Origin of the sequence: Acinetobacter oleivorans DR1 (assembly GCF_000196795.1) — a bacterium.
In the GTDB taxonomy this organism is placed as follows: Bacteria; Pseudomonadota; Gammaproteobacteria; order Pseudomonadales; family Moraxellaceae; genus Acinetobacter; species Acinetobacter oleivorans.
Genome location: NC_014259.1, coordinates 4,066,947 through 4,079,619, shown reverse-complemented (window position 1 = coordinate 4,079,619; position 12,673 = coordinate 4,066,947). Strand labels below are relative to the sequence as shown.

At 33.2% G+C, this 12,673-nt stretch carries 12 protein-coding genes; all 12 read left to right on the top strand.

Annotated elements, in window-relative coordinates:
• The first annotated feature begins 34 nt into the window (after positions 1-34).
• The 12 genes from tviB to AOLE_RS19135 all read left to right on the top strand — a co-directional run bounded on the left by tviB (position 35) and on the right by AOLE_RS19135 (position 12,673).
• Positions 35-1,330 carry a Vi polysaccharide biosynthesis UDP-N-acetylglucosamine C-6 dehydrogenase TviB gene (tviB, locus tag AOLE_RS19190; RefSeq protein WP_013199265.1) on the top strand — a complete coding sequence of 432 codons (1,296 nt, stop codon included), beginning with the start codon at positions 35-37 and terminating at the stop codon, positions 1,328-1,330.
• A 32-nt stretch (positions 1,331-1,362) separates the two neighbouring features.
• Positions 1,363-2,313 (top strand): Gfo/Idh/MocA family protein, encoded by a 951-nt coding sequence (locus AOLE_RS19185; RefSeq protein WP_013199264.1) that lies wholly within the window; start codon positions 1,363-1,365, stop codon positions 2,311-2,313.
• A complete protein-coding gene (gene wbpD / locus AOLE_RS19180; RefSeq protein ID WP_013199263.1) occupies positions 2,310-2,888 on the top strand; it encodes a UDP-2-acetamido-3-amino-2,3-dideoxy-D-glucuronate N-acetyltransferase in 579 nt (192 codons plus the stop codon). The genes AOLE_RS19185 and wbpD overlap by 4 nt, the downstream gene beginning before the upstream one ends.
• A 1-nt stretch (position 2,889) precedes the next feature.
• Complete coding sequence (locus AOLE_RS19175) at positions 2,890-3,978, top strand: DegT/DnrJ/EryC1/StrS family aminotransferase (protein WP_013199262.1); 1,089 nt, start codon at positions 2,890-2,892, stop codon at positions 3,976-3,978.
• Entirely contained in the window at positions 3,975-4,463 is a 489-nt protein-coding gene (locus tag AOLE_RS19170) for an acyltransferase (RefSeq protein WP_013199261.1), read from the top strand. The genes AOLE_RS19175 and AOLE_RS19170 overlap by 4 nt, the downstream gene beginning before the upstream one ends.
• A 99-nt stretch (positions 4,464-4,562) precedes the next feature.
• A complete protein-coding gene (locus AOLE_RS19165) occupies positions 4,563-5,816 on the top strand; it encodes a glycosyltransferase (RefSeq protein ID WP_013199260.1) in 1,254 nt (417 codons plus the stop codon).
• A complete protein-coding gene (locus AOLE_RS19160; RefSeq protein WP_013199259.1) occupies positions 5,803-7,203 on the top strand; it encodes a lipopolysaccharide biosynthesis protein in 1,401 nt (466 codons plus the stop codon). The genes AOLE_RS19165 and AOLE_RS19160 overlap by 14 nt, the downstream gene beginning before the upstream one ends.
• A 93-nt stretch (positions 7,204-7,296) precedes the next feature.
• Positions 7,297-8,403, top strand: a complete 1,107-nt coding sequence (locus tag AOLE_RS19155) for a glycosyltransferase (protein WP_013199258.1) — start codon at positions 7,297-7,299, stop codon at positions 8,401-8,403.
• Positions 8,404-8,423: 20 nt separating this feature from the next.
• The gene (gene wecB, locus AOLE_RS19150) at positions 8,424-9,560 is read left to right on the top strand and encodes a non-hydrolyzing UDP-N-acetylglucosamine 2-epimerase (RefSeq protein ID WP_013199257.1); all 1,137 of its coding nucleotides are present in this window, start codon (positions 8,424-8,426) and stop codon (positions 9,558-9,560) included.
• The gene (locus AOLE_RS19145; protein WP_013199256.1) at positions 9,560-10,624 is read left to right on the top strand and encodes an EpsG family protein; all 1,065 of its coding nucleotides are present in this window, start codon (positions 9,560-9,562) and stop codon (positions 10,622-10,624) included. Before wecB ends, AOLE_RS19145 begins: the two co-directional genes overlap by 1 nt.
• A 9-nt stretch (positions 10,625-10,633) precedes the next feature.
• Positions 10,634-11,734: a glycosyltransferase gene (locus tag AOLE_RS19140; RefSeq protein WP_013199255.1), complete on the top strand. Its 1,101-nt coding sequence runs from the start codon at positions 10,634-10,636 to the stop codon at positions 11,732-11,734.
• 108 nt (positions 11,735-11,842) lie between these two features.
• The gene (locus AOLE_RS19135) at positions 11,843-12,673 is read left to right on the top strand and encodes a glycosyltransferase (protein WP_013199254.1); all 831 of its coding nucleotides are present in this window, start codon (positions 11,843-11,845) and stop codon (positions 12,671-12,673) included.

Sequence of the window (12,673 nt, the reverse complement as noted above, 5' to 3'; positions counted from 1 at the left end):
AGATACAATCTTGTAAGGAAAAAGGCTAACTTTTATGCAACTTGCCGATTTAAGAATAGCGATTATAGGTTTAGGATATGTAGGCTTGCCATTGGCAGTTGAGTTTGGGAAAAAAGGGCCAGTAGTTGGATTTGATATTAATCAAAATCGTATTAATGAACTAAAGAGTGGTCAAGACCATACGCTGGAAGTTACACCAGAAGAACTTCAAAAAGCAGAAAAATTAAGTTTTAGTGCAAATCTAGCGGATTTAGAAGAAAGTAATTTTTTTATTGTAACTGTTCCAACCCCCGTAGATCAGGTGAACCGTCCTGATTTAACTCCTTTAAAAAAAGCAAGTGAAACTGTAGGACAAGCTTTAAAGAAAGGCGATATTGTAGTTTATGAATCTACAGTATATCCAGGGGCTACAGAAGAAGTCTGTATCCCAATATTAGAAAAGATATCTGGTCTTAAATTTAACCAAGATTTCTTTGCGGGTTATAGCCCTGAACGAATTAATCCTGGAGATAAAGTTAATACCCTAACTAAAATCAAAAAGATTACAAGTGGCAGTACGCCAGAAGTGGCTAATGTTGTGGATGCTGTTTATGCAAGTATTATTACTGCTGGTACTCATAAAGCATCTAGCATTAAAGTTGCTGAGGCAGCAAAAGTTATTGAAAACACCCAACGTGATTTAAATATTGCTTTAGTGAATGAACTGTCTGTAATTTTTGATCGTATTGGTATCGACACTTTAGATGTATTGGAAGCAGCAGGTAGTAAATGGAATTTTTTACCATTCCGTCCTGGTTTGGTAGGTGGACACTGTATTGGTGTTGACCCTTATTATTTGACTCATAAAGCAGAAGAAGTGGGTTACCATCCCCAAGTAATTCTTGCAGGCCGCCGTATTAATGACAACATGGCACGTTATGTGGCGCGTAACACGATTAAGCTTATGCTTCAAAATGGTATTGATGTACCGCGTGCAAAAGTTGGTGTACTCGGAGTAACTTTTAAAGAAAACTGCCCTGATATCCGCAATAGTAAAGTGGCTGATCTTATTAAAGAATTAGAATTCTGGGGAGCGCAGGTTGTAGTGGCAGACCCGTGGGCAGATGCAGATGAAGTTAGACATGAATATGGTGTAGAGCTTGGAACAGTTGATGCTCAAAACCCTGTAGATAGCGTCATTGTTGCGGTAGGTCATAATGAATTCCGCTCACTTTCTGCAAATGAGCTGCGCAGTTATGTGAAGAGTGAAAAACCGGTATTGGCTGATGTGAAGAGTCTGTTTGACCGCATAGAAATGTCAGATGCAGGTTTCACCGTATTCCGTCTCTAATTTTATCTTATTATTAAATTGAAGTTTTGATCATGAAAAAATTTGCACTTATTGGTGCTGCTGGTTATATCGCACCACGTCATTTAAAAGCCATTAAAGAAACTGGTAATACCTTAGCGGTTGCTATGGACGTAAATGACTCAGTCGGGATTATGGATAGCCATTTTCCCGAAGCAGAGTTTTTTACCGAGTTTGAAGAATTTGAAGCTTATGTAGAAGACCAAAAACTAAAAGGTGAAAAGCTAGATTATGTGGCGATCTGCTCACCGAACTATCTTCATGCACCGCATATGAAATATGCTTTGAAAAATGGTATTGAGGTCATTTGCGAAAAACCATTAGTGCTTAATTCAGAAGACTTAAACATGCTTTCTGAATATGAAAAGCAATATGGTGCTAAAGTAAACTCAATTTTACAATTACGTTTACATCCTTCAATTATTGCACTACGCGATAAAGTTCAAGCTGCACCAGCCGATAAGATATTTGATGTTGATCTTACTTATTTAACTTCTCGTGGTAAATGGTATCTAAAATCATGGAAAGGGGTAGACAATAAATCAGGTGGTGTAGCAACTAATATTGGTGTGCATTTCTACGATATGCTGCATTTTATTTTTGGCAAAATTATTAAAAATGAAGTGCATTTCCGCGATGAAAAAACCGCTTCAGGTTATTTGGAATATGAGCGTGCACGTGTACGTTGGTTCTTATCAATTGATGCGAATAACCTTCCAGAAAACGCGGTACAAGGTGAAAAGCTGACGTATCGTAGTATTACTATTGAGAATGAAGAGCTAGAATTTTCAGGTGGTTTTACCGATTTGCATACACAAAGTTATCAGCGTGTATTGGAAGGCAAAGGTTACGGTGTTGAAGAAAATCGTGCAGCGATTGAGACAGTTGAAGTAATTCGTGTTTCTCCAATTGTTGAAAACCCAGAAAACCCACATCCACTATTGGCAAAGGTGAAAAAAGCATGAGCTTTTATCAACATGAAACTGCCATAGTAGATGATGGCGCACAAATTGGTGATGATTCGCGTGTTTGGCATTTTGTTCATGTCTGCGGCGGAGCCAAAATTGGTAAAGGTGTATCTTTAGGTCAAAATGTATTTGTTGGTAACCGAGTTGTGATTGGCGACCACTGTAAAGTCCAAAATAATGTATCCGTTTACGATAATGTATTTTTGGAAGAGGGCGTATTTTGTGGCCCAAGCATGGTCTTTACGAATGTGTATAATCCGCGCTCTTTGATAGAGCGTAAAGATCAATATCTTGACACTTTAGTAAAAAAAGGTGCCACGCTAGGGGCAAACTGTACGATTGTTTGTGGTGTTACTATAGGGGCTTATGCTTTTGTTGGTGCTGGTGCTGTAGTTAATAAAGATGTACCTGCGTATGCACTTATGGTAGGTGTACCTGCTAAACAAATTGGCTGGATGAGTGAGTTTGGTGAGCAAATTGATTTGCCTTTGCAGGGACAAGCCCAAGCTATCTGTTCTCATACTGGAGCAGTTTATCAACTCGATGGAACGACACTGACAAAGCAGGGTTAATATGATTGACTTTATTGATTTAAAAGCACAACAAAATCGAATTAAAGATAAAATTGATGTGGGTATTCAAAATGTTTTGACTCATGGTCAATATATTTTAGGTCCAGAAGTAACTGAATTGGAAGAAAAGCTAGCTGCCTATGTGGGGGCTAAGCACTGTATTACTTGCGCAAATGGTACAGATGCCTTGCAAATTGCACAAATGGCTTTTGGCATTGGACCTGGTGATGAAGTGATTACTCCGGGTTTTACTTATATTGCTACTGCTGAAACAGTTGCACTCTTAGGTGCAAAGCCTGTCTATGTGGATGTAAATCCGAAGACATATAATTTAGACGTTGAAAAACTAGAGGTAGCAATTACCCCTAGGACTAAGGCTATTATTCCTGTAAGTTTATATGGTCAGTGTGCAGACTTTGATGCAATCAATGCGATTGCTGCAAAATATGGCATTCCTGTAATTGAGGATGCTGCGCAAAGTTTTGGTGCAACCTATAAAGGCCGTAAAAGCTGTAATCTAAGTACAGTTGCTTGTACGAGCTTCTTCCCAAGTAAGCCATTAGGTTGCTATGGAGACGGTGGTGCTATTTTTACCAATGATGATGAACTAGCTAAAGTGATTCGTCAGATTGCAAGACATGGTCAAGATAAGCGTTACCACCATATTCGTGTGGGTGTGAACAGTCGTTTAGATACCTTACAAGCAGCTATTTTGTTACCAAAATTAGAAATTTTGGATGATGAAATGCAAGCACGTCAAAAAGTAGCTGAAATTTATAATCAGTTATTTAATCAGGCTGGTATTCATACTACACCATATCTTGAGTCACACAATACTAGTGCATGGGCACAATATACCATTCAGGTTGATAACCGTGCAGAAGTGCAAGAGAAATTAAAAGCTCAAGGTATTCCAACAGCTGTGCATTATCCAATTCCACTTAATAAGCAACCTGCTGTAGCGGATAGTGAAATTCATCTCCCTATTGGAGATGCGATTGCGGAAAAAGTGATGAGTTTGCCTATGCATCCTTATTTGAGTGAGCAAGAGCAAAAAATTATAGTAAAAAGTTTAAAGGGTACATTATGAGTACTTTAATAGCGCGTCTAATTGTAAAAATTATTACATGGGCTCAGTATAAAACACATCAATATAGAATTTCAAAATTTACTGGTGTATCCAAAAAAGCAACTATTGGTATAAATTGTATTCTTAATATATCGCCGAAAAATTTATTTATAGGTGATTATACTTATTTAAATCAGGCTCATTTATCTTCAGGAGAAAATTCAACAGTTACTATTGGGCAAGGTTGTGCAATTGGATATAATGTTTCTATTAAAGCTATTACTCACTCAAAAGAAAAACCAACTACAAATATAGATGGAAATAGTCAACATATTGAGAAAAATATTAAAATCGGAAATGACTGTTGGATTGGGGATAATGTTTTTATCCGTGAAGGAGTAAGTTTAGGTAATAATGTTATCGTTGGAGCCAATTCTGTAGTAACGAAATCCTTTGGCGATAATTTAATTATAGCAGGGGTTCCGGCAAAAATTATTTCTAATTGATTCCCATATAAAAGGGTTCGTAAAAGAATTCAGTGAATCCTTTTATATAAAAAACTAGATTAAATTTTATTGTTTTTGCATATTCAACGGTAATATCGAATGACAAGTTTAGTAATATTGACAGTGAACTTTCCGTATGAGGGAGGAGAGCAATTTATAGAGTCGGAGATTTCTTATTGGGATAGTACAAAATTCGAAAAAGTATTAATATATCCAAGTAATAGACAAGGTTTAAAGCGTTTATATCCTAAAAGTATTAGTATTTTGAATGGACTTTCCCCTAATGTCAGTAAATTAGAGAAGCTATACTTTGCTTCATTAGGTTTTTTCTCTAGAATTTTTTGGAAAGAACTCAAATACCTTTTTTCTTCAAAGAAAATTAATTTTACTAACATATATTATGCTTTAGCTAAAGTTTCAGGTACATTAAAATATAGTAGGTATCTTAAGGAAAGTATTAAAGATATTGATGGTAAAATTATAATTTATTCTTACTGGAATGATGTTTCTTATTACGCTGCTTGTTGTTTAAAACGTAAAGGTATTGTTAGTAAAGTTATATCTAGAGCACATGGATTCGATGTCTATGAGGAGCGTAATCTTAATAATTATATGCCATTAAAAAGACAATTTAGGCATGATGTGGATAGAGTGTTCTTATTGTCAGATCGTGCTCTTAATTATTATAAAGATAAATATAGTTACCCATTGAATAGGCTGGCAGTGGCGAGATTGGGTGTTGTTTTGCCTATAAAGGATTATGAATATACTAATATCTATAATGAGTTAAATATTTTATCATTATCATATTGTGTGTCGTTAAAAAGAATTGATAAGATTATGGATGCTATAAATAATTTTTCAATTAAACATAATATAAAAGTTAAGTGGACGCATATAGGTGCGGGCGATTTATTTGATGAATTAAAACAGCGAGCATTAAATATAGTCAGAGAAAATGGAAATCTAAAAGCTGATTTTTTAGGTCAATTAAGTAATAGAGAAGTACATAGTTGGTTACTTGAAAATAATATTAATGTTTTTATTAATGCTAGCGAATCTGAAGGAGTGCCAGTTTCAATTATGGAAGCTATGAGTTATGGAATTCCAACTATAGCACCTAATATTGGTGGTATTTCCGATTTGGTTAATGAACAGAATGGCTTTTTAATGTCATCAAAGGCAGATATTTTAGAAATAATAACTGGTTTAGAAACTATTTTATTTTCAAAGGATATTACTTCATATAGAGAGAATGCACGTAAAACAGTTGAAGATAGGTTTAATTCAGAGAAGAATTATCATGAATTTGTTCATATCATTGAAGAATTGGCTTTAAATGAACAAATCTAAGATTTTAGCATACGCTATTGGGCCAATCGGTTCAGGACTCATCGGTTTAATAACTTTACCAATGATTACATGGTTTTATTCTGTTGAAGATGTTGGCCGTATTTCAATGCTCCAAGTCTGTACTAGTTTTTTTATATTACTATTTTGTTTAGGACTCGATCAGGCTTATGTACGTGAGTATCATGAATTAGATAATAAATTTTTATTATTTAAAGTTGTAATGTGGCCAGGCTTATTACTTGGTTCTATATCGCTTTTAGCCATAACTTTATATGATACATCTATTGTATCTAAATTATTGTATGGCATACCAAGTATATATTTAAGTATATTAAGTATTATTTGTTTTCTTGTCGCTTTAATAGCACGTTTTCTATCTCTTATTTTACGAATGCAAGAAAAGGCTCTAGCTTTTTCTATGAGCCAGTTATTACCTAAAATACTATTTTTGGTATTTGTGCTTAGTGTCGTCTGGTTTAATTTTGATAAAAATAGTTATACGCTTTTGACAGCAAATGCTTTGTCATTAATGGCTGCTTTTTTTGTATATGTATGGAATACGCGACAAGAATGGTTGCCGGCAATAAAAGTTAAATTTGATTGGCAACAGTTTAAAGTAAGTTTAGCTTTTGGATTACCACTAGTTGTAGGTGGCCTAGCATCTTGGGGCTTAAATGTAATGGACAGACTATTTTTACGTAGTATGTCAACTTATGCGGAGTTGGGTGTCTATTCTGTTGCAATGAGTATTGCTGCTGTTGCAACACTTATTTCAAGTATTTTTAATACCATTTGGTCACCAATGGTTTTTAAATGGATTAGTGAAGGAAATGTCGATTATAAGAAAATTGACGATATTTCAGAATATGTTCTCGCTGCAATCTATTTTGTCGTTGTTCTTGCAGGTATGTTTTCATGGATATTACCATTTTTATTACCTAAGACTTATGTAGAAATTCAATTTTTAATGTGTATTTGCTTGTTGGGGCCGTTATTCTTTACCTTATCGGAAACAACAGCGATAGGGATCACGATTGCGCGTAAGACAAAATTCTCTATGCTAGCTTCTATTTTGGCGATGTTAGTGAGTTTAGTAAGTAATTATATTTTAGTACCTTTGTATGGTGCTAGTGGGGCTGCTATATCGACGGCTCTGGCTTTTTGGTGTTTCTATCTATTTAGAACTGAACTTTCTAAAAAAGTTTGGAGAGATTTCGTTACCAAGAAAGCCTATGTTGTTACAGCTTTGTTGATAGTTTTGTCTATAATCAATATTTTTGCTCCATTTGAGATTTATGTGCGAATAGGGATGTGGCTTTTCGCATTATTCTTTGGTTTTTATTTATTTAAAAACATAAAGTTAAAATCTTTATTGCAGTTAGGTTAATTTTGAAGTTCTAGTGGTTCTGTTAGAGAGCGGTGTTATGAAAATTCTGACTGTATTAGGTGCCAGACGTCAGTTTATTAAGGCTTTTGTGCTATGAAAAAGTTACTAATTGTTGGATTACCTTTTTTTCCGCATAAATATCAGTATTTATTAGATTCATATAAAGATATAGGCGTTAATGCTAAGGTATTATTAAATGCCGAAAGAAATAATAATGATTCCTCTATTAATGAAGAGTTTTATTATGCAGGAACAAATAAACTTAAACGAGTATATACTTATTTAACTGTATTATATAAGTTTCGTCCGAAAAATATTGATTGTTATGATTATTCTATATTGTCAATCTTTTATATATTAGTTGCTAGATTGCTAGGCATTAATGTTAGATTTTGGCTTATTGGTGGGGAGCTTGTTGGCGACAAACAAGATGCAAATAATAATTCTTTATTTTTGCGCCTTATTATTAATGCGAAGATGCATTTGTCAAGGCTTTGCTTGGTATTCACAAATACTATTTATGCAAAAGAACACCATCATATAAGAACAATAAAAGATATAAACCCTAAATTGTTGGATAAAATTGAAAAAATATATAACTGTGTTCCGGTCTTAGAAATTAATCCTGCCCTAGCTAATAAAGAAAGAAAAACTTTTATATATGCTAATGCTGTAATTGAGGGTAGACATGTTATGTCTTTGGTACAGGCTTTGGCTGATTTAAGGGATAATCATGTTGACTATTCGGCGGCCATATATGGATTTAATTCCATTTCAAATAATGTTTATGCTCCACGAGGTACCCCATATTCTGAAAAAACATTGAAATTATATAATGAGTTAAAATTAAATGATTTTGTTGATGTTTATGGGTTTGTTAAAAATATTAAAGATATAATGAAAGATTATAAATTTTTTATTTTACCTGCAGATGTAATATTAGCTAATTATGCCTTGCTTGAAGCAATGTCTTTTGGTCTTGTACCAATTATTTATCCAGGTGATGGTTATGAAGTTATAATAGAAGACGGTGTGAATGGTATTGTCGCTACGGATTTTGATTTAGCTAAAGCTATGATGCGTGCACTATCCCTTTCTCAAACTGAGTATGTAAAGATGTCTGATGCTGCTCATCTTAAGATTAAAAAAGACTTCTCACTTGATTTATGGAAAGAAAAACTTTCTAAACATCTATATTAGTTATTGAGCTTTGATACATTATGAAGATTCTATCAGTATTTGGTACCCGTCCAGAAGCTATTAAAATGGCTCCGTTAGTTAAAGCATTAGCTGCAGATGATTATTTTGAATCTCGAGTTGCTGTAACTGCCCAGCACCGAGAAATGCTTGATCAAGTTTTAAAGTTGTTTGAAATTCAACCTGATTATGATTTAAATTTAATGAGAGCTGGACAAGATTTATATGATGTTACAGCGGGTGCTTTGCTAGGTCTTCGCGATGTTCTTAAAGATTTTCGCCCAGACTTGATTTTAGTACATGGAGATACAACAACTACTCTATCAGCATCCTTAGCTGCTTTTTATCAGCAAATTCCAGTTGGACATGTAGAAGCTGGTTTACGTACAGGCAATATGTATTCACCATGGCCAGAAGAGGCAAATCGTGTATTAACGGGACGACTAGCTGCACTTCATTTTGCTCCTACAGAGCGAAATCAAAAAGCTTTATTACATGAAGATATATCTTTAGAAAAAATTAAAATTACAGGAAATACTGTAATAGATGCTTTGCAGTGGGTAGTAAAGAAAATAGAAAACTCTAGTGAAATGAAGATCTCTATTCGTTCAATTCTTGAACAAGCAGGTCTAAAAGATACAATTATAGATAAACGCTATGTTCTAATTACTGGTCATCGTCGAGAAAATTTCGGAGAAGGATTCGAGAATATTTGTAAAGCTTTATCTTCACTTGCTAAGGTGAACCCTGAAACTCATTTTATTTATCCAGTTCATCTTAATCCGAATGTACAAGAACCTGTGAAGCGATTGTTAGGTGGTTTGAATAATGTTCATCTCATTGCTCCATTAAGCTATGAGCCTTTTGTTTATCTGATGCAGCATGCTTATTTAGTACTTACAGATAGTGGGGGAGTACAAGAAGAAGCACCAGGACTTGGTAAGCCAGTTTTAGTTATGCGTGATACAACAGAGCGTCCAGAGGCTGTCGATGCTGGTACAGTAAAATTGGTGGGAACACACTATGAGGCCATTACCTTGGCTGTCCAAGAATTATTAGATGATCCTAAAATTTATCAGCAAATGTCTCGTGCAAATAATCCATATGGAGATGGCTTTGCGAGTCAGAGAATAATTGATTTTATTAAGGAAAATTTTTAATGGTACCTTATTTTACCTTATTATTTGCCATCATGTTTGGTACCCTATTTGATGGTAAAAAAATAGATAAAATTTTCTTCTTTATTTTAAGCTTATGGATGTTGATATTCTCTGCTTTTAGGGTAGGAGGAACTGGTACTGGTGACTATGATGCTTATTTACGGTTATATTCAGCAACGGATACTTTTGAAAAGGTAATAGATCCTGAGATACATGCAGAAATCGGCTTTCGACTACTTTCTTTTTTAGGTCATTCTTTGGGTCTTGGTGAGCAATATATTATTGTCGCCATGGCTACTTTAGCATTAATTCCAGTTACATATATAATTTACAAATATTCACCTTATAAAATATTATCTTTATTAATTTGGATGCCATACTTTTTAGCAATGAATATGCAAACAAGTCGTACTTCTGTTGCAGCGGCTTTTGGCTTGCTTTTTATGATTCTTTATTATAAAAAAAGATGGCTTGCAGCATTATTGGCTTTGGTGATTGCCGCTTCATTTCACTCTTCAGCTTTAATATTGGTTTTAGTATTTTTAGCTAGAGTGAGTTTGAAAAAATTATTTTATGCCACAATTATTGCTTTTGCAATGTTAGTCTTTGTTTCTCCCTTTCAAATTTTGCTAAAAATATTCGAAATTTTACATTTAACTAGATTGTCAGATTTTCTATTAAGTTATCTTGCTTCAGATGATTATGGATATCCTATGGCAATATATGACCCTCGTATTATATTAGCTATGGGAGTGGTCTTTTTGATCTTTAAGTGTCAACAGCATATTCCTAAATATTTTGATATGTATTATTGCAAATTATATATAATTGGTGCTTTGCTGATGGTTATTTTTTCACACGTTGTAATTATGGCTTGGCGTGTTAGTTATTTATTTTTGCTTATAAGTGTAGTTACTATTCCATGGTTGGCTAAAGTATACAACCTTTTAATAGAGAAAAATATGGGATCAAAAAGGGTAATGTCTTCGGTGTTTATTTTTCTCTATTTTTTATATACTGCATCTTTAATTTTAAAAGCTCAACCTTATGCATTTTTTTGGTAGAAAATAGAGATGAAAAAATTTTTACTAATAGATACAACTTGGCCAATTAATTCTAGAACTGAGCGATTTAAAAATTCTTTTAAGAAATACTTTGAAGTGATTGTGGTTGCTTGGAATCGAGGTTTAGCAGGGGGCAAAGAAGAATTAGAAGGAACTTATATTTTAGATACGAATATAGGTTATGGAAATCAATTAAAAAAATTATTAAAACTTCCTCTTTTTTTTATTCATATTTATTCAGTTTGTAAGAAAGAAAAACCAAATGTTTTTTTTGCAAGTCATTGGGACTCATTAATTTGTGCCGTGCTATTAAAGCTCATTTGGAATTGGAAAGTAAAGATAATCTATGATTGCTTAGATTTACCTACTTTATCAAATAATATAATAAGAAAAATAATTATTTATGTTGAGAAAATATGTTTAAAGTTCGTAAACTTGACAATTTTTGCTTCACGACACTTTAAACCTCTCTATTCAAAAAAAGTAAAGTCTTATATCTTTGAAAATTATCCATCGACAGAATTACTTAATAGTACATCAACTGAACCAGATTGGATAAAGCGTTATGATGATAAAATTCCTAAAGGCTCTAAAAATGTAGCGTGGATTGGAGTGGTTCGGTATTTTGATATTATTGAAAATATATTATTAGCGATAAAAGATACAAATATTTGTTTCTTTGTCTTTGGTGACGGTCCGGATCTTGATAAATTAGTGAAGGCTGTTAATTTTTATAAATTGGAAAAGCAGGTTTTCTTTTTTGGAAGATATAAGCCTTCTGATCTTAAATATATTTATGAAAAGTCGGATTTAGTTTGGGCGGCTTATCCTACAAATGATTTCAATGCTGTTTATGCAATTTCTAATAAGTATTTTGAATGCTCTTTCTTTGAAAAAAGAATTGTTTTATCTAAGAAGACAAAAATGGCTGAGGATTTGCAAGACAACCCTAGTGTTATTATTGTTGATGAATACTCACCTAGTGATATTAAAGAGAAATTACAGTCTAATACTACAGTTTTTTTTAATAAATATAGTAAATATGAAAATGACATGACCTGGGAGGATCAAGAAGATAAGCTTATTGATTCTATAAAAAAGGTATTGTAATTTTTTAATTAAATGAAATTTATTAAGTTTAAGTTTTATTTAAGTTTTTTTCTTAGGTTTTATATGAATGCTATGTACCATTATCTATGTTTATCAGGATATTAATTAATGAAATTTTCTGTACTAATTTCCATTTATTTTAAAGAGCAGCCAGAACACTTTAATGCGTGTATGGAAAGTATTTGGAATAATCAAACAGTGAAACCTTCTGAAATTATTATGGTAGAAGATGGCCCATTAACTCCTGAGTTAGATCTAATAATTAAATATTGGGAAGAGAAATTAAAAGATATTTTAAAAGTTACTAAACTTGCTGAAAATGTAGGTACAGGTAAAGCAAAAAATATTGGTCTAAAGCAATGCACTAATGAAATAGTTTGTATTGTGGATACTGATGATATCAGTGTTCCAGATCGTTTTGAAAAGCAAATTAAAATTTTATCAGGTGATCCTGAATTAGTAATTTTAGGTGGTCAAATTATAGAGTTTATTGAGGATATCTCTTCACCTTCTGGTATGCGAAATGTTCCATTGACAAATTTAGAGCTTCGCCAATACGCAAAAAAACAAAGTCCTTTTAATAATATGACAATTACTTATAGAAAAACCAAAATTTTAGAGGTGGGTGGGTATCAACACCATTTATGGATGGAAGATTACAATCTTTTTTTACGTGTGATTGCCAAAGGGTATAAGGTTCAGAACTTGCCAGATGTATTAGTCTATGCTCGTATCGATAACGGCATGCATGGACGTCGTAAAGGTTTACAATATATTAAAAGTGAAAAACAGTTACTAGATTTAAAAAAACAACTAAAGTTACAAAATCCTCTATATGCTAACATACTGTTTCTGGTACGGTCTGCGTTTAGACTGCTACCAGCAAATTTATTGGGTACAATTTATAATACCTTTCTTCGTAAAGATATTAAAAAATGA